The 17532-nt window shown below is 64.6% G+C and carries 14 protein-coding genes; 4 read left to right on the top strand and 10 right to left on the bottom strand.

Features of this window, described 5'->3' with window-relative positions:
- Positions 1 to 62: 62 nt before the first annotated feature.
- From CHB87_RS10900 to CHB87_RS10855, 10 genes are all read right to left on the bottom strand, one after another.
- Positions 63 to 503 (bottom strand): GNAT family N-acetyltransferase, encoded by a 441-nt coding sequence (locus tag CHB87_RS10900; protein ID WP_089408454.1) that lies wholly within the window; start codon positions 501 to 503, stop codon positions 63 to 65.
- A gap of 2 nt (positions 504 to 505) precedes the next feature.
- Positions 506 to 1654, bottom strand: a complete 1149-nt coding sequence (gene mqnE, locus CHB87_RS10895) for an aminofutalosine synthase MqnE (RefSeq protein ID WP_089408453.1) — start codon at positions 1652 to 1654, stop codon at positions 506 to 508.
- Between the two features lie 30 nt (positions 1655 to 1684).
- A complete protein-coding gene (locus tag CHB87_RS10890) occupies positions 1685 to 3727 on the bottom strand; it encodes a WD40/YVTN/BNR-like repeat-containing protein (RefSeq protein ID WP_176441697.1) in 2043 nt (680 codons plus the stop codon).
- A gap of 157 nt (positions 3728 to 3884) precedes the next feature.
- Entirely contained in the window at positions 3885 to 5414 is a 1530-nt protein-coding gene (locus CHB87_RS10885) for an OmpA family protein (protein ID WP_342743555.1), read from the bottom strand.
- Between the two features lie 324 nt (positions 5415 to 5738).
- Positions 5739 to 6356: an NADH-quinone oxidoreductase subunit B gene (locus CHB87_RS10880; protein WP_089408451.1), complete on the bottom strand. Its 618-nt coding sequence runs from the start codon at positions 6354 to 6356 to the stop codon at positions 5739 to 5741.
- A 145-nt stretch (positions 6357 to 6501) separates the two neighbouring features.
- Positions 6502 to 7191 carry a hypothetical protein gene (locus CHB87_RS10875; RefSeq protein ID WP_089408450.1) on the bottom strand — a complete coding sequence of 230 codons (690 nt, stop codon included), beginning with the start codon at positions 7189 to 7191 and terminating at the stop codon, positions 6502 to 6504.
- Positions 7192 to 7201: 10 nt separating this feature from the next.
- Positions 7202 to 9856: a [protein-PII] uridylyltransferase gene (glnD, locus tag CHB87_RS10870; RefSeq protein ID WP_089408449.1), complete on the bottom strand. Its 2655-nt coding sequence runs from the start codon at positions 9854 to 9856 to the stop codon at positions 7202 to 7204.
- Between the two features lie 164 nt (positions 9857 to 10020).
- Positions 10021 to 10359: a P-II family nitrogen regulator gene (locus CHB87_RS10865; RefSeq protein WP_089408448.1), complete on the bottom strand. Its 339-nt coding sequence runs from the start codon at positions 10357 to 10359 to the stop codon at positions 10021 to 10023.
- A 58-nt stretch (positions 10360 to 10417) separates the two neighbouring features.
- Positions 10418 to 11797 carry an ammonium transporter gene (locus tag CHB87_RS10860; RefSeq protein ID WP_217897030.1) on the bottom strand — a complete coding sequence of 460 codons (1380 nt, stop codon included), beginning with the start codon at positions 11795 to 11797 and terminating at the stop codon, positions 10418 to 10420.
- A gap of 197 nt (positions 11798 to 11994) precedes the next feature.
- Positions 11995 to 12927 carry an alpha/beta hydrolase gene (locus tag CHB87_RS10855; RefSeq protein ID WP_089408446.1) on the bottom strand — a complete coding sequence of 311 codons (933 nt, stop codon included), beginning with the start codon at positions 12925 to 12927 and terminating at the stop codon, positions 11995 to 11997.
- Between the two features lie 179 nt (positions 12928 to 13106).
- On the opposite strand from CHB87_RS10855, the gene CHB87_RS10850 reads away from it, so the two are divergent.
- Genes CHB87_RS10850 through CHB87_RS10835 form a run of 4 tightly spaced genes read left to right on the top strand, consistent with a single transcriptional unit; the run spans position 13107 to position 17530 of the window.
- On the top strand, positions 13107 to 13904 hold the full coding sequence (locus CHB87_RS10850; protein ID WP_089408445.1) for an aldolase/citrate lyase family protein: 798 nt from the start codon (positions 13107 to 13109) through the stop codon (positions 13902 to 13904).
- 11 nt (positions 13905 to 13915) lie between these two features.
- Entirely contained in the window at positions 13916 to 14659 is a 744-nt protein-coding gene (locus tag CHB87_RS10845; RefSeq protein WP_089408655.1) for an SDR family NAD(P)-dependent oxidoreductase, read from the top strand.
- The gene (locus CHB87_RS10840) at positions 14643 to 15764 is read left to right on the top strand and encodes a 3-dehydroquinate synthase (protein WP_089408444.1); all 1122 of its coding nucleotides are present in this window, start codon (positions 14643 to 14645) and stop codon (positions 15762 to 15764) included. Before CHB87_RS10845 ends, CHB87_RS10840 begins: the two co-directional genes overlap by 17 nt.
- Complete coding sequence (locus CHB87_RS10835; protein WP_089408443.1) at positions 15761 to 17530, top strand: thiamine pyrophosphate-binding protein; 1770 nt, start codon at positions 15761 to 15763, stop codon at positions 17528 to 17530. Before CHB87_RS10840 ends, CHB87_RS10835 begins: the two co-directional genes overlap by 4 nt.
- Positions 17531 to 17532 lie beyond the last annotated feature (2 nt).

Genomic DNA, 17532 nt, shown 5'->3' with positions numbered 1-17532 from the left:
CTTCAGAATGAGGTTTGCGGGCAATCGAGAATTTTCACCGGCGAGGCTCTCTCGGGGCAGCGTTACAACCGCCCGCGACGGTAGAGATACGCCTGCAAACCGCGACCGTAGAACCCCGGAACGACGCCTTGACGGAGGTATCCGCGACGTTCGTAGAACGCAATAGCGGCGGAGTTTTCCGTGAAGACATGCAGCAGAACATCCGCGTCGAGCGCGATGGCGCAGGCCTCCACATGATCGATCAGCGCCCCGGCGATTCCCTGCCGGCGCTGCTCCGGCGCCACATCCAGCGTGACGAGGTAGACGCCCTCGGGCTCCGGCTGCGCGATGACGAAGCCAGCCATTTCGCCGGCCTGCTCGGCGATACGGACGATCGCGCCAGGTTCCTCGGCGAACTCCCGCATCGACCTCAGGCTGAAGCGAAAGCGCGCGTCGAAGCAGACACGGTCGAGAGCATACATCGCCGTAGCGTCGCCGGAAAGATAGTCGCGGTACGTGACCAAGGCTAGACGCCGACCGTGAAGGTGTCCTCGCTGCGGGTGATCTTGCGATACATCGTGTCGCGCTCGAAGGGCACACGGCCCGCCTCAGTGATGAGCCGTACGAGGTCGGCGCGGCGCATGCCCTGCGGCGTCGTCGCTCCAGCGTCGTGGTAGATCTTCTCCTCGATCACGGTGCCGTCGATGTCGTCCGCGCCGAAGCGCAACGAAATCTGCGCCATCTTCGGTGTGACCATCTGCCAGTAGCTCTTGATGTGGCTGAAATTGTCGAGCATCAGGCGGCCGACCGCGATCTGCCGCATGTCGAGCATGCCGGTCGACTTCGGAATATGCGCCAGCGCGGTGTGATCCGGGTGAAACGAGAGCGGGATGAAGGTCTGGAAGCCGCCGGTCTCATCCTGCACCTCGCGCAGCTTGACGAGGTGGTCGACGCGATCCTCTTCATTTTCGACATGGCCGTAGAGCATGGTCGCGTTCGAGCGGAAGCCCATCTGGTGCGCCATCCGCGCCGTGTCGAGCCACTCGCTGCCGTCGATCTTGTGGTCGCAGATGATGTGCCGCACGCGGTCGGCGAAGATCTCCGCGCCGCCGCCGGGCATCGAATCGACGCCCGCATCCTTCATCTTCTGCAGCGCCTCGGGGATCGTCATCTTGCCGCGCTTGGCGAGGAAGGCGATCTCGACCATCGTGAAGGCTTTGACATGGACCTTTGGAAAGCGGACCTTCAGCCCCTTGACCAGGTCCATAAAGTACTCGAAGGGCAGGTCCGGGTGCAGGCCGCCGACGATGTGGAACTCCGTCACCGCCTCGGTCAGGCCGGTAGCCGCGGTCTCCCACGCCTCTTCGAGCGCCATCGTGTAGGTGTCCGCCGCGCCCTTCTTGCGGCCGAAGGCGCACAGCCGGCAGGACGCGACGCAGACGTTGGTCGGATTGATGTGCCGGTTCACGTTGAAATAGGTCGTATCGCCGTGCAGGCGCTCACGGACGAGGTTCGCCAGCCAGCCCACGGCGAGAATGTCGCCGCTGCGATAGAGCGTTACGCCGTCTTCGAAGCTGAGCCGTTCGCCGGCCTGCACCTTTTCGGCGATCGGCAGCAGCCGGGCATCATCGGTCTGGAAGGAGTGGCGCGGCTTGCTCGTCAATGCGTTGTTCATAGCTCTATTCTATTCCTCCGTGCGCCCTCTTTACCGGCTCGCCGTCTGCGCGGTATTCATGGGAGAGGCGACCATCTTCGGCTGGACGACGATACCGTCAAAAAGCGTCGCGCCCACCAGGTGATCGCCCACCGGGCGCACGAAGCGCAGGTTCCAACCTGTATCGACGAAGCTGACCTTGCGCTCCGGCATCTGCACCGAGAAGGCCATGGTCGTCGCGCCGAGCGCCGTCAACAGAATGCGCTTGTTCTGCCCGTCGTAGAAGATGCTATTCACACCGCTGATGAAGAGGTTCTCGGGCACGCTCCAGCTTGCGCCGCCATCGGCTGAGACGAAGACGCCCTCGCGACCGCCGACCCACAACTCGCCCGTCGTCTCGACCGCGACCGCCGCGACCTGCGTGAGTTTTTCGGGCAGCTTCGCGGGCTTCCAGGTGGCGCCGCTGTCGACCGAATACTCCATGCCATGCAGCGTCGCGGCAACCACCATGCGGTGCGATGCGGCGACGAAGCGCCAGGGTTCAGCCGACGTCCCCTTTGCCGTCGCCCAACTCGCGCCGTCGTCGTCGCTAGTCAGCAGACCCGCGCTGGTCGCGGCGATGACGCCGATGTCCGTCGCGGCCAGAGCGTTGACGCTGGGGTCGAAGCTCTTCGCCGCGGGGATCGGAATGACCCGGGGTTCAGGTGCGCGGTGGGTCACGGCCTTGCCCTTCGCCGTCTTCCTGGCCGCAGGCTTCGCAGCGGGAGCCTTCTTCGCCACGGGCATGCCATCCACGCGCGTCCAGACGCCTTCCTTCAGGACGAAGATGCCGTGCGCGGTTCCCGCAAGCAGCGTCCCGGTGTGGCTTTCGACCAGGCTGAAGACATCGCGCCCCTGCAGGCCGACGCTTTGCTGCTGCCAGCGTAGACCGCCGTCGGTGCTCTGAAAGACGCCGCCCCAGTCCTTATCGTTCACCACGCCGACGTAGACCGTTGCCGGGTGCTTCGCGTCCGCGGCAAAGGTCGTAATCTGTCGCGCGGAGAAGCCGTTGTTCGAGGCGCGAAAGCTGTCGCCGCCGTCGTCCGATGCCAGCACGCCGCCGCGATCGGTCGCCAGCAGCACGTGGCGCGGATCCTTTTCGTCGATGTAGACATCGTTGACGATCACCTCCGGGCCGGTCGTCCGAATCCAGTTCTTGCCGGAGTCGTCCGAGCGAAAGAGTCCCTCGGTGGTGCCGGCGAAGACCGTCGCCTGATGGCTCGGGTCCTGCATCAGCACACGTGTGCGTCGCGCGGACGACGGAATGCCCTGCACCTTGACGAACCGGCCGCCGCGATCCTCGCTCTTATAAATGCCCGAGCAGGCGCTGAGATAAACGTTCTGCGGAGTCACCGGATCGACGATGATCGAGAAGACATCCGAGTCCTCGATGATGCCTTCCTTCATATTCGCCCAGTGCTCGCCGCCGTCGGTCGACTTCCACGGCAGATGCCAGGTGCCGGCGTAAAGCGTGTTGGGATCGGCGGTATCGATCGCGACCGACTCCACCTCGTGCAGCTCCTTCGAACCCACAGGGCTGATCTGGCGCCAGTGCCGGCCGCTGTCGACCGAGCGGTAGACGCCTTCGAGCGTCCCGGCCAACATGGTCTTCGGATCGGAGTGCGACTCCGTCATCGAGCGGATCGACTGACCGCGCATCTGCGGCAGATTCTCCCAGGTGTGGCCGCCGTCGTTGCTGACGAAGAGGCCGCCGTCGGGATGATCGAGCACCCATGCGCCGACCAGGATGTGCTTCGGATTCAGGGGGTCGACGAGGATGTTGTCGAGCGCAAGATCGTCGCGTTTGCCGACATTCGCGAGCCGAATCCACTTTGCGCCGGAGTCGTGCGACTCGTAGATCCAACCGTTGATCGTGCCGAGAAAGATGTGCTGGTGATCCTGTGGATCGGCCGCGAAGGAGCGCGCGTCGCCACCATCCGGACCGAACGGAAACCAGGAGACGGCATGCGCCGCTCCAGGAATCGCCAACGCAAACAAGACAGCCGCCGCCCGTGCCACATTCAACCCAAGATTACGCAGTGTCAACCTGTCCATCCCTCATTCCGTACCGCAATTTGTGTCGCAGGCCGCTTGCTCTCTTCGGCGGCGATGAGATCTTCGTTACATCCAGAATACCGGGAAATCCGGTTTTACAGCACAAAGGCTGACTGGGCTTGTTGCCCAGTCAGCCTTGGCGCTTACTGCGTTCCGACTACTTCTTGTGGTGGTGCTTCTTCGCTGCCATGGCCTTGCGGGGCTGGGGCTTGACGGCTGCCTCATCCACAGGGGTCGTTCCAGTGCTGTCGAGGGTTGCGCCAGCCGGAACCAGGGTGGTGGTGACGGTCTTGGCATCCTGGGAGCCGGTGTAGACCTGGATGCGCGAAGCATCGATGCCCTTCTCGGTAACCAGGTAGTCCTTGGTGTTGACAGCGCGCTCAGCGGCGAGCTTCGCAGCGGCCTTCTTCTCGGAGGTTGCGCCGTTACCCACAACAGCCAGCTTCGAGTCGGTGGTGCGCTGCAGGTTCAGTGCGAGGTCGTCGAGGCAGGCCTTGCCCTCGTTGTCCACGCGCGCCGGACGCTTCTTATCGCGCTCGAAGCTGACGGAGCAGAGGCTGCTGGTCGTCGGAGCAGGCGGTTTCGGCGGAGCAACCACGGTCACCGTGGTCATCTGCGTGGCGGTCTGGCCCTTGTCGTCGACGACGTTGCAGGTGACGGTGATGGTGCCAGGAGCCGCACCAGCGGTCGACAGGGTCGCCGTGTTGGTGGAGCCGCTGACGGTGCCGGCAGTCGCGCTGTAGCTGTAGGTCAGCGGACGGTTCTGCGGGCTCACACCGGTTGCGGTGATTGTCGAGGAGTCGCCGGGGTTGACGGTCGACGGGTTAGCCGAGCAACCGATGGTCGGCGGCTCGAAGGCCTTGACCGTGAAGTCGCCGGAGCAGTCCGCGAACTGGCCGATCTTCGCGCCCTCGGAGACGTGGCCCTTGACCGTGTAGCTGCCAGGCGCCAAATCCTTGGTGTCGACGTTGGCTACGCTGGACGAGCCAGAGACCGTGCCGCCGGTCGAGGACCAGGTGTAGGTCGCCGTCTTCTTCGGATTCAGATTGACCGCGGTGCCGGTGACCGTGACGGGGTCGCCCGGGAAGACCGTGGTCGGCGCAACCGCGCAGGTGTAGGTGACCGGCGGCGGAGGGATGATGTGGCCGAAGTGAGCGACGAGACCCGTGCTCAAAACGACGCCGCTCATGTTCGTGCGTCCGCCCACGGACTGGCCGATGGCGTCGGTCTCATACGGACCGAAGTCCGCGTGAATCCATTGATAGTCGGCCTGGAAGAGGCGAAGCGAAAAGCGGTTGTGAAAGAACGGCAGATCGTAGTCCATGCCGCCGCCGGCCTTGATCACCGGACCCCAGGTGTAGGCCTCGTGATAGATCACAGGGCCTTCGCTGTTCGGACCGCCGATACGCCCACCGCCGACCAGACCGTGCGCGAAGAGGGTGAAGCCCTGCATCGGAGCGCGGAATACCGGACCTGCGACACCCGTGAACAGAGCGTCGTTCTTGCCGTCCGGGTGCGCTGCGCCGTCAATCTCGAAACCGGCATACTTGTTGAAGTAGTACGCGCCGCTCAGGATCTCGCCTTCGTTGACCGAGGAGTACGCTACGCCCGACGGCTTGACCACGCCGTGCGCGCCGAAATAGGAGTAACCGGCGAAGATATCGACGCGCGACGGGTTAGGCCCCATCGGGGCAGCAGTCTGCGCATTCAGGCTCGCAGCACCAAGGCTGACTGCGCATGCAGCCAGCAAAAACCGGCCAATACTATGAAACGGGCGATAAACCATTCGACTTCCTCCGCGAAACGTGTAACTAAATTTTTTGATCTCGGCTGGATCAACTCTGCTCTAGGTTGCTGGGTCCATCAAAGTCTATCGCAAGTTCCCCGGTTTGCCAGAAAACAAATTTCCCTGCTGACCTGTTCATGCAATTTATCAGCAAAGCGATTCATTTGTACTCTCTGACGAGGCCTTGGAACCTGCAAAGTTATTCTTAACCATCAGTACAACAGTTCAACTCAGGTTCAACGTACGGCGAACCGTACCCTTCTCCTGCTGAATCTTCTCCTGCAAAAGCGTGATCGCATACAGCAGTTGTTCCGGGCGAGGCGGACATCCAGGCACATAAATGTCCACCGGAATCACCTGGTTCACACCCTGCAATAGCGCGTAGTTGTTGAACACGCCGCCCGAGGTCGCGCATGCGCCCATCGAGATCACCCACTTAGGCTCCGGCATCTGCTCGTACAGCCGACGGATCACCGGGGCCATCTTCTGCGAGACCCGCCCGGCAATGATCATCAGATCGCTCTGCCGCGGCGACGGACGAAACACCTCCGCGCCGAAACGCGCAATGTCGTACCGCGACCCACCCATCGACATCATCTCGATCGCGCAGCACGCCAGCCCAAAGGTCATCGGCCACACCGAGTTCTTGCGAACCCAGTTGATGGCCGCGTCCATCGACGCCAGCACGATCCCCTCCGGCTGGTCATACCCCCAGCTCACCTCGTTCAGCTTCTCGCGGTTCTTGCCGAAGCTGTCGAGTGTGCCGAAAAAATACCGGTCGTCTTTCTGCGGTCCGTCCGAGGGGCGGCCGTTGGCTGTCGTCTGTTGCGCAGGGGTGGTCATAAAGTAATGATAGTGCCGTTCGTGGTTTGTTGAACAACGATTGCAGGTTGCAGCCCGGAAAAATGTGCCCACTCGTAATGCAGATATTCGGTTCGATGCACTGTTTCCGCTGCTGGTTGGTTCTATTTCGGCCGCCGGCCCATCACTAGAACGGACAAGGCGCCGATTCGAGCTTCAGCGTACGGTCCGGCTTCAGCACCGAGGCCGGAGGAAGATCTATCCGCACGCGAAAGCGCAGCCACAGCAGCTTGCCTAACGGAGTCGTCTTGCCCTCGGGCGCATCGACCACGGTATGCGCCGTGGTGGTGAAGTGCGAGGCCACCGCGCCTGCCATCTGCCACTGGTCCGCAGTGCCGCCGATCAGGCGCGCATCCACGATCTGAAAGACCGCACTCGTCGCGCTGCTCAAAGCCGCGCTCAACCGCTGTTCCTCTGCCGGGGTTGGCTTCGACGCGGCGCTCTCATAAGGCTGATAAGCCGCGCGCAACGCCGCGTACGTGGCCGCATTCGGCGCGAAGCGGAAGCGTCGCGGATTCCAGCCCACCGCATCCTGCGCGCGAAAGGCGAAGTCGGTGCTGATGAGCAGGGGGCTGACCGAGTGATACGGCGGCGTCGCCAGCTCGGCGTAGTCGTGATCGCCGCGCTGCCCGGCCGTGGGTACGACCCGCAGGATCCAGCCCGAAGCCAGTGGCTCGAGCTTCAGCTCCAGGCCATTGCCCAGCGGCCGTGTGAAGCTCTCCCCTGCCTTCACCTCGCCCTCGATCACACCGGTCCGGCAGACAGCGGGCGCGGCCCACACCACCGAAGCCGACCCAAGCGCCAACGCGAGTCCCATCGCCAATCCACTACGAACGTGCATTTTCCTCCATCGCCTGCAACAGCTCCTGCCGCATCGACTCTTGTTCGGCCACGTCGAGCTTCGCGCCGGCGCGCCGGATATAAAAGACGTCGATCGCCATCTCGCCTTCGGTATCGACCAGCGCCACCTCGATATTGCAGCCGCGTTCGCCGATCGTCAGGCTGAGCGCGCGCAGCAGACCGGGCGTATCCTGCGCGACGACCTGAAGCAGCGTGCTGTGCGAGGAGGCCTCGTCGTCGAAGTCGACGCGCGCCTCCACCAGCACCTTCGGCGCCTTGCGCTTGGTTCGCCGTCGCCCGCCCAGCAGACGCTCGACCGGCACCTTCCCGGTCATCACATCGTGGACGCTCGCGACGAAGCGCTCATGCTCGGATGCGTTCATCTCCAGCGTCTTGAAGCTGTCCGTGAAGCGAAAGCTGTCGACGACGATCCCCTGCCGGTTCGAGAACGCGTCGGCCGAGACGATATTCATTCCCCAGCCCGCCAGCGCGCCGGCCACGCGGGCGAAGAGCAGCTCGCGATCCGGCGTCACCAGGGTGATCTCGCTGATGCCCGGCGCGTAGCGAAAGTCGAGCTGCACGGACTCCTCGGCGAGCTTCTGAGCCATGAGGAAGTGCGTGCGCACCTGCTCCGGCGTGCGCGTCAGCACGTACCGCTCCGGGAAGCCTTCGAGGAACTCCATCACCTGCGTCTTCTGTCCAGGCAAGAGCGCCGTCAGCCGATGCACCAGTTCGCTCTCCGGCTGCGCGCCCACGCGCTCGTCGTCCACGCTGCGGTCGAGGAAGTTCGCCGTCGTGATGTAGAGCCGCCACAGATTCTCGGCCTTCCACGGCGTAAGAGCATCGGGATGCACGGCGCAGATGTCGGCATAGGTGAAGAGCGCGAGCATGCGCAGCGCCTCGGGCGTGGGCACCTTGGCGGCGAAGGCGCGGACGGTCTCCGCGTCGAAGACGTCGCGACGCAGGGCGGCGGGCATCTCCAGATGGTTCCGGATGAGCGAGAGCACCAGGCCGCACTCATAGGAGTCGAGTTCCAACCGGCTCAGCACGCTCTCGGCCATGCGCGCGCTCTCATGCGGGTGGTCGGTCGAACTGCGTCCCTTGCCCGTATCGTGGAGCAGCGCGGCCAGGTAAAGCAGCTCCGGGTGCGGCAGCTCGCGGAGGACTCCGCCGAAGCGGCTGGCCCATTCGCCGATGCCCGGCCCGGGCTTCGCGGCCAGCTTGCCGTTCGGCTCGGGCGCGGTGTCCAGCCCGTGCAGCGTGTCGATCAGGACGAAGGTGTGCTCATCCACCGTATAGCGGTGGTAGGCGTCGCGGATGACCAGCGCGTCGATGCCGTGGAACTCGGGAATCAACAACTCGAGGATGCCGAGCGCATGCATCGCGCGGAGCGATTCGCCCGCATGCCGGCCGGTGAGGATCGTCTTCAACTGGTGCCACAGCGCCGGCCCGTCCTCGAGATTGGCCGAGATCAGCGGCAGCCCATGCGCCAGCCTCGCCTCCGCCGCCGAACCCAGTCGCGAACCCGTCTGCGCCATCACGGCAAAGATGCGCAGCACCACGTCCGGATCGTGCGCGGGATCGCCTTCGAAGCCTGCCGTCGCGGGCGCCAGCTCCACGCGCCCCTGGGTGATCTGAAAACCGCGCTCCTCGGGCGCCGCGACCCGGCGGAAGATCCGCCAGCCGGGCAGAGCCTTCGAACCCGCTCCGGCAGCAGCCTCGTCCATCGCCAGCGTCGCGCGGCGCTCGACCGAACGCGCGTGGCGGAAGTAGAAACGCATCCAGTAGGCGGCTTCGGCATGTCCGGGACGTCCGATGCCCACGCCCGCCGCGGCCGCCGCATCCTGCGCGTACCAGTCCAGCATGTTGTCGTCGCGCTCGTGGCGCAGATGGAGAAAACATCGCACCAGGCACAAAAACTCGCGCGCCTCGCGGAACTCCTCATTCTCGACCTCAACGATCCTGTCCTCGGGCGAGAGCTTCGCCAGCCACTCGCAGACGTGGATGTCGCGCAGGCCGCCGGGACACTCCTTCACATTCGGCTCCAGGTGAAAGAGCGTGTCGCCGTACTTGGCATGGCGGGCGCGCGTGATCTCCAGCAGACGCACGACAATCTTCTTCCGGTCGCGCGCGATCAGCTTCGGCAACACCTTGTCGGCGAGCTTCGCCTGCAACTCCGCGTTGCCGGCGATCGACCGCTGGTCCAGCAGGGAAAGCGTGAACTCTACGTTCTCGGGATCGAACTGATCGCACTCGGCCAGCGTTCGCGTCATGGGCGAGACGCGCAGCCCGGCGTCCCACAGCGCCTGATTCACGGTTCGAATCGCGTCTTTGACATCTTTTTCGGCCAGCTTGCCGTCGAGCAGGAAGATGACATCGACATCGGAGTAGGGAAAGAGCTGACGCCTCCCATAGCCGCCCACGGCCAGCACCGCCACGCCCGCGGCCAGGCGCGCATCGCGCTTCACCGCCTCCGCCCAGAGCTCGCGCACCAGCTCGTCGACGGCGAAAGAGCGCGCCGCGACCGCGGTCATCCCGGCCTCGGGCGAACCCGGGCGGCCCGTCAGATCCGTACGGATCGCGGCCATCGCGCGCTTGTACGCTTCGCGCCTGTCGAGTTGTGAGGGCTCTTCCTGAATCATGCTGATCTGCTCGTTGAAACTAAAGCATACAGCCTGTCTGGACTGGAAAATGCGGAATCGCCATCAAGGCCGGCAAGAGCCTCTGAAACGTTCTATTTTTCAAAACGAAAATCTTTCGAACGAAAATCGAACGCCCCCGCACCGGACCGGGGCGGAGGCGTCGGTTAGACCGCGATCTCGCCGCGCTCGTCGTTTCGAATCCGGATCGCTTCGTCGATCTTCGAGATGAAGATCTTGCCGTCGCCGATCTTGCCCGTACGCGCCGCGGTGATGATGGCCTGCACCGCCGGCTCGACCAGTTCGTCGCGCACGACCAGCTCCAGCTTCACCTTCGGCAGCAGATCCACCGCATACTCGCGACCGCGATAGAACTCGGTATGACCCTTCTGGCGGCCATGTCCGCGCGCCTCCAGAATCGTCATGCCTTCCACGCCGATTTCGAGCAGCGCGTCCTTCACCTCATCCAACTTCGAGGGCTGAATCACGGCTTCAATCTTCTGCATCTTTAGATCCCTCTGCGTCTAGCGCATCTTACCAGTCTCTTCGGCTACGCGGCCAGGCTTAGTGAGCCCAGTCGTAACCCTCTTCGCCGTGCTGCGAGAGATCCAGCCCCTCGCGCTCGTCCGCCTCGCTGACCCGCAGGCCCAGCGTCTTGTCCACGACGAACAATATCACCAGCGTACCAACAATGGATAAACCCCATGCAATCGCGATGCCCACAACCTGGTTCACCACCTGATGCGCGTTGCCCTCGAGCAGGCCCGTCGCCTTGCCCGCGCCGAAGATCGGGTTGATCGCGCTGTTGGCGAAGATGCCGGTCAGCACCGCGCCCAGCGTTCCGCCCGCGCCGTGTACGCCGAACGCGTCGAGCGAGTCGTCGTAGCCGAAGATCTTCTTCACGAAGAAGACCATGAAGAAGCAGAAGACGCCGACGATCAGGCCGATCCAGAGCGCGGACATCGGGGAGACGAAGCCGGCGGCCGGCGTGATGCCGACCAGACCCGCCACCGCGCCCGAGATCGCGCCCAGCGCGGACGGCTTGCCGTGGTTGATCCACTCCGCGATGCTCCACCCGATCGCGGCGGCGGCAGCCGCGAAGTGCGTCGCCACGAACGCCGAGGTCGCGAGCGTACCGGCAGCCAGCGCGCTGCCGGCGTTGAAGCCGAACCAGCCCACCCACAGCAGACACGCGCCGATGAAGCTCAACACCATCGAGTGCGGCGGCATGGGAATCTTCGGGTAGCCGATGCGCTTGCCGAGATAGAGCGCCGTCACCAGCGCCGAGACGCCCGACGTCACATGCACGACCGTTCCGCCGGCGAAGTCCAGGCACGGAAACCTGCCGCCGAGGGTCGCATTCAGCAGACCGCCCTTGCCCCAGACCATGTGCGCCATGGGGCTGTAGACGAGGAACGCCCACAGGATCATGAAGACCAGCATCGCCGAAAACTTCATGCGCTCGGCGAATGCGCCGGTGATCAGCGCCGGGGTGATGATCGCGAACATCAACTGGTAGACCATGAAGGTCTGAAGCGGAATCGTCGCCGCGTAGTCCTTGTCCGGCAGGAGGCCGACGCCGTGCAGAAACGCGTTATGCAGTCCGCCGATAAACGCATTGCCCGTCCCGAAGGCCAGCGAGTACGTCACCAGCGCCCACAGGACGGTGATGACGGCCATCATCGCGAAGGTCTGCATCATCGTGCCGAGGATGTTCTTTTTGCGCACCAGACCGCCGTAGAAGAGCGCAAGTCCGGGGCCGCTCATCATCAGCACCAGCGCGGCGGAGACCAGCATCCAGCCGTTGTCGCCCGCGCTCTGCGCGGCGGCGACCGCCGTGGCGTTATCGGCTACCTGCTTTTCCAGCGCGGCGATCCGAGCGTCCTGACTCGCGGGCGCCGCAACTGTCTGAGTTGCAGCCGGGGCCTGAGCCGCCATTGGCATCGGCCGCACTCCGGCGGCCATCGCAAGAACCAACGCCAGACACAGCTTCATCCAGCAAGAACGCCTCGACAGTGCTGCAAAACGCATCCAAATCTCCCTGTGCAACGCACGGCCACAGGGCTCTGTCTCCGTTCGCGCAGTTCTGTTGCCTTTTCGCCTACTCTACACAATGCCCGCGCGAGAACCAAACCGGGAGACTACGGCGTCGTCACGTTGGCCGCCGCAGCTGGGTCCATCCATCCGTTGCCCGCCAGCCACTTCGCCAGCACATCCGGCCAGCCCTTCAGCAGTGGAAAACCCGCCGCCAATCCCGTTCCATGCGGACCCTGTTTATACAGATGCATCTCCGCCGGAGCGCCGGCCTTCACCATCGCCTCGTAAAACAGCACGGAGTTCATCACCGGCACGGTCTTGTCGTCGTAGGTCGCGTAGAGAAACGCCGGCGGCGTCTCCTTCGTCACGTGCTTCTCGGCGGACATGGACGCCGCAAGCTCGGGCGTCGCGTCGTCGCCCAGCAGGTATTTTCGCGAGCCGGCGTGCATGTAGGGCGGCTCGAGCGTGATGACCGGGTAGGCGAGCACGAGAAAGTCCGGGCGGCTCGACTGCCGGTCGATCGCGTCGGAGGCATCGGCCTTTCCAGCATCGAACTGCGTTCCGGCGGTCGCCGCCAGATGTCCGCCCGCCGAAAAACCCCACATGCCGATGTGATCGGTCGCCACGCCGTACTCCGCCGCATGGGCGCGAACCGTGCGAATGGCGCGCTGCGCGTCCTGCAGCTCGACGGGGTTGTGATACCTCGGCCCCAGCCGGTACTTCAGCACGAACGCCGCGATGCCGCGCGCGTTCAGCCACGCGGCGATGTCGGTTCCCTCTTTCTTCATCGACAGGTTCAGGTACCCGCCGCCCGGCGCGACGATGACCGCCGTCTTCGTCGGGTTCGACGTCGGCAGAAACGCCGTCAGGGTCGGGATGTCGACCGCCTCGGTTCCGAGTGCGCCCGGCGCTGCGCCCGCCCAGAGCGGCTGGGGCGCCGGAGCCGGAGCAGGGCCTTGTCCCTCGGCCGAACCCGCCAACGTCAACGTCATCGCCAGCAAGGCGCCCCGCAGTACCTCGAATCCGCTTCCCGACATGCGCACGACCCCTCCGGCGGGCGCCCTGAAATGACCGGCGCCCGAACGCGCCCATTCTACCGCAGGGACACGCCCTCTGTTAGGCACTCGACCACGCCCCGCCCAGGCCATCTATACTGAGTCATCGGAGACGCACTTGCGCGTCGGCGTTCGGCCCAAACTTCAGAGTCAGGAGCTTCATGAACACACGCGAACGCAAGATGCTCGAACTGCTGAAGACCGGCAGGGAGGAGTTCGGCTACGTCGCCGTCAAGGCGGAGTTCGAGGCCGAGGGCACGCGGGTCGACGAGCTGCTGCGGCTGGTCGAGATCTGCCGCAGGGCCGACCTCAAGCTCGGCCTCAAGATCGGCGGCTGCGAGGCCATGCGCGATCTGATCGAAAGCAAGCAGATCGGCGTCGATTACATCATCGCACCCATGATCGAGAGCACCTACGCGCTCAGCAAGTTCGCCGAAGCCGTCGGCAAGGTCTACAACGTCGACGAGCAGATGGGCACCGACTTCCTCTTCAACCTCGAGACCATCACCGCCTACCAGCAGCTCGACGCGCTGGCCGATGAGACTCTGCGCGCCGAGGAGCTCGCCGGCGTAGTCTTCGGCCGGGTCGACTTCTCGCTTTCTGCCGGCCTTGGCCGCGACGCGATCAACGGCGAAGAGGTGACCGAGTGCGTGCTCGCCACGGCTGCCGCCTGCAAGGCGCGCGGACTCGACCTCGTCGTCGGCGGCGGCGTCTCGTCGGACTCCATCCCGGTGCTGCGCCGCATGGTCGACGTCCACCTCACCCGCTTCGAGACCCGCAAGGTCATCTTCGACGCGCAGGCCGCCAGGGAAAAACACATCGGCGAAGGCCTGCTGAACGCCGTCCACTTCGAACTGCTCTGGCTGCTCAACAAGCGCGATTACTACGGCCGGATCCAGCAGGAGGACGCCAAACGCATCGATATGCTGGAGCAGCGCTGGTCGGTGCTGAATCGCTGATGGCCCCATCGATGCCCCAGATTGAGACCCAGATCGACCCCACGGAACACCTGCTCGTCCTCGGCGCATCGGGCGCGATCGGCCATGCCGTCTGCCTCGCCGGCCTTGCGCGCGGATGGATGGTCACCGGCGCCGCGCGCGCCATTCCGGAGATCGCGCTCGAAGGCCTCGAAGAAGTCACCTACCTCGCCGTCGATCCGCTCTCAAAACACTTCGAGCCGGAACAACTGAGGACGGACACACCCTACACCGCTGTCTGCTGGGCGCAGGGCGCAAACCTCAACGACAGCGTCTACAACGTCGACCTCGACAAACACCGCCAGATCTACGAGGCCAATGTCGTCTACATTCTCGCAACCATGAAGGCGCTGCTCGAACACGATCTGCTGGCGCCGAAGGCCCGCATGGTCGTCATCAGCTCCATCTGGCAGAATCTTGCCAAGCAGTCGAAGCTGAGCTACTGCGTCTCGAAGTCCGCGCTGCAGGGCCTGGTGCTCTCGGCCGCCGCGGATCTCGCCGTCGACGGCCATCTGATCAACGCCGTGCTGCCCGGCGCGATCGACACGCCCATGACGCGGCACAACCTCCATCGCGACCAGATCGAAGCTCTCTCGGCCGCCACCGGCTTCGGCCGCATGCCCACGCTTACGGACGTGTCCAGTCTCGTCTGCTTCCTCTGCTCGCCCGAAAACACGGGCATCACCGGCCAGTTCATCGCGGCCGACCTGGGGTTCAGCCATGTCCGCATACTCTGATCCAAATGTATTGACCATCACGAGCTCGACCGGCAGCTACACCGTCGCGGTCGCCAGCCGCAGCTTCGCCGGGACGCTCGCCGAGCTGAAGACCGCGGGAGCCGGCACGCTGCTGCTGGCCGATGCCTACTTCCGCCCGGCCATCGAGGCTCAGGGCCTGCCCGCTCTCTTCGTCGAAGCCACCGAGGCCAGCAAGTCGCTCGACGCCGCGCCCGCGCTGATCGAACAGATGCGCCAGCTCGGCGCCAACCGGCAGACCCACCTGATCGCCATCGGCGGCGGCGTGATCCAGGACCTCGCCGCCTTCATCGCCAGCATCTACATGCGCGGGCTGGAGTGGAGCTACATTCCGACGACGGTGCTCGCCATGGTGGACTCCTGCATCGGCGGCAAGTCGAGCATCAATGTCGGCCCGTACAAGAATCTCGTCGGAACTTTTCATCCGCCGCAGCGCATCCTGATCGACCCCGGCGTCGCGGCGACACTGCCGCGCGACCAGTTCGCCGGAGGCCTGATCGAGGCCGCCAAGATCACCTTCTGCCGCGGACCGGAGTCCTTCGCCCGCTACCTCGCGCAGGACCCCGACGGCGAAGACGCGCTCGAAGCCATCGTGCTCAACTCGCTCGGCGCCAAGCAGCACTTCATCCAGATCGATGAGTTCGACAAGAAGGAGCGGCTGCTGTTGAACTTCGGCCACACCTTCGGCCATGCCATCGAAGGCGCCTCGCACTACGCGATTCCGCATGGCATCGCGGTCGGCCTCGGCATCCTGTGCGCGCTGGCCTTTCAGCGACTGCGCGGCGTCTCCTTCGCGGCATCTCCGCGAGTAGCCCAACTGGAGCATCACCTGGCCTACATGGTGCAGGCGCTCGACGACCTGCAGCACTACGTCCGTACGCTCTCGCTCGACGAGGTGCTCGAACGCATGGCCAGCGACAAGAAGCACACCGCCAGCCACTACACCCTCATCCTGGTCGATAGCGCCGGGGAGGTCATCCTCGACCGCGTGCCGCGCACGTCCGAGACCGACGCCCAGCTCAAGCATTCGATCGAACTGATGATCGATCGCATCGCCGCCGCGCAACTGGAGCGACCCATCGCATGACCAAATACTCCGACCTGCTCGCCGACTGGCTCGTCGATCTCGGCTACACCCACTGCTTCTTCGTCGCGGGCGGCAACATCATGCACCTGCTGGAGTCGTGCAGCCACAAGCTGACCTGCATCCCTGTGGTGCATGAGGTCGCGGCCGGCATCGCCGCCGAATATTTCAATGAGCTGGGACTGGGACATAAGGCCTTCGCGCTCGTCACCGCCGGACCGGGCCTGACCAACATCGTCACCGCGATGGCCGGCGCGTGGCTCGAATCGCGCGAGCTGCTCGTCATCGGCGGGCAGGTGAAGACCACCGACCTCTCACGCGGCAAGGTTCGGCAGCGCGGCATCCAGGAGATCGACGGCGTCGCCATCGCGACGCCCATTACCGAGCGCGCCGTCCTCTACACAATCGTGTCCGACCAGACTATCTTCTCCGCGCTCACACGCTCCGGCGAACGCGGTCGCAAGGGGCCCGTTTTCCTGGAGATTCCGCTAGACATCCAAGGGGCGCAGGTGGACGCGGCGTCGCTCAGCGAACCCGTCCCCGCCTTCGCACCTGCTTTTGCACCTATCTCGCCCGAGGCCATCGAAGCTCTGCTCGAACAGATCAAACAGGCGGAGCGGCCGGTGATCCTGCTGGGAGCGGGCATCGACCGCGCCACCACGCAGGCGCTGCTCGCCGACGGTCGCCTCTCGCGCCTCGGCGTGCCCATCATGACGACGTGGAACGCCATGGACCGCATCCCGGCCGATCACCCGCTCTACTTCGGACGGCCCAACACCTGGGGCCAGCGCTATGCGAACATCCTCGTCCAGCAGGCCGACCTGCTTATCGCGCTCGGCACACGGCTCAGCCTGCAGCAGAGCGGCTTCAACTGGCAGCAGTTCATCCCCGCCGGCCGCATCGTGCAGGTCGACTGCGACGCCGCCGAGCTGACCAAGGGACACCCCGCCATCGCCACCGCGCTCCGCGGAGACGCGAACGAGGTGCTCGATGCACTCGCCGACTTCAAGCTCGGCGACCACACCGCGTGGCTTGCGTTTTGCCGCCAGGTGCAGGCCGCGCTGCCGCTCGTCGAGCCCGTCAATCACACCGGCGCGGGCTACCTCAGCCCTTACGTCTTCGCCGAAAAGCTCTCCACGCTTGCGACCGAAGACGACATCGTCATCCCCTGCTCCAGCGGCAGCGCCTTCACGGTCATGATGCAGACCTTCGCGCAGAAGCAGGGCCAGCTCATCGTGACCAACAAGGGCCTGGCCAGCATGGGCTACGGACTCTCCGGCGCCATCGGCGCAGCCTTCGCAGCAAGGCCGCGCCGTACGATCCTCGTCGAAGGCGACGGCGGCTTCATCCAGAACCTGCAGGAGCTCGGCACCGTCCGGGCCAACGATCTGAACCTGAAGATCTTTATCTTCGACGACAACGGCTACGCCAGCATCCGCATGACGCAGATCAACTACTTCGGCGGACGCTACGTGGGCTGCGATACGCAGACCGGCCTCGGTATTCCGAAGTGGCGGCATCTCTTCGCCGCCTACGAGATCCCGGTCCAGACCGTGTTGCCCGGCTTCGAAGCCGACCCGGCCTTCCTTGAGGCCTTCAACGCGCCCGGCCCCGCAGCCTTCCTCGTCCACATCGACCCGGCCCAGACCTACTTCCCGAAGATCACCTCGCGCATCACCGCATCGGGCTCGATGGAGTCGAACCCACTCCACCGGATGACCCCGGACCTCGACGACGAAACGGCGGCGACGGTCTTCCGCTACCTGTAAGA

It is taken from the genome of Granulicella rosea, from assembly GCF_900188085.1.
Lineage (GTDB): Bacteria > Acidobacteriota > Terriglobia > Terriglobales > Acidobacteriaceae > Edaphobacter > Edaphobacter rosea.
This window is presented reverse-complemented; position numbering and strand designations above follow the sequence as displayed.

Bases quoted from the DNA above. Each gene is read 5' to 3' on its own strand.
- CHB87_RS10845 (WP_089408655.1), top strand. From the start codon at position 13,916: ATGCCCCAGATTGAGACCCAGATCGACCCCACGGAACACCTGCTCGTC.
- CHB87_RS10890 (WP_176441697.1), bottom strand. From the start codon at position 3,727: ATGGACAGGTTGACACTGCGTAATCTTGGGTTGAATGTGGCACGGGCG.
- CHB87_RS10840 (WP_089408444.1), top strand. From the start codon at position 14,643: ATGTCCGCATACTCTGATCCAAATGTATTGACCATCACGAGCTCGACC.
- CHB87_RS10885 (WP_342743555.1), bottom strand. From the start codon at position 5,414: ATGGGGCCTAACCCGTCGCGCGTCGATATCTTCGCCGGTTACTCCTAT.
- CHB87_RS10860 (WP_217897030.1), bottom strand. From the start codon at position 11,797: ATGCCAATGGCGGCTCAGGCCCCGGCTGCAACTCAGACAGTTGCGGCG.
- glnD (WP_089408449.1), bottom strand. From the start codon at position 9,856: ATGATTCAGGAAGAGCCCTCACAACTCGACAGGCGCGAAGCGTACAAG.
- CHB87_RS10865 (WP_089408448.1), bottom strand. From the start codon at position 10,359: ATGCAGAAGATTGAAGCCGTGATTCAGCCCTCGAAGTTGGATGAGGTG.
- CHB87_RS10835 (WP_089408443.1), top strand. From the start codon at position 15,761: ATGACCAAATACTCCGACCTGCTCGCCGACTGGCTCGTCGATCTCGGC.
- mqnE (WP_089408453.1), bottom strand. From the start codon at position 1,654: ATGAACAACGCATTGACGAGCAAGCCGCGCCACTCCTTCCAGACCGAT.
- CHB87_RS10850 (WP_089408445.1), top strand. From the start codon at position 13,107: ATGAACACACGCGAACGCAAGATGCTCGAACTGCTGAAGACCGGCAGG.
- CHB87_RS10855 (WP_089408446.1), bottom strand. From the start codon at position 12,927: ATGTCGGGAAGCGGATTCGAGGTACTGCGGGGCGCCTTGCTGGCGATG.
- CHB87_RS10875 (WP_089408450.1), bottom strand. From the start codon at position 7,191: ATGGGACTCGCGTTGGCGCTTGGGTCGGCTTCGGTGGTGTGGGCCGCG.
- CHB87_RS10880 (WP_089408451.1), bottom strand. From the start codon at position 6,356: ATGACCACCCCTGCGCAACAGACGACAGCCAACGGCCGCCCCTCGGAC.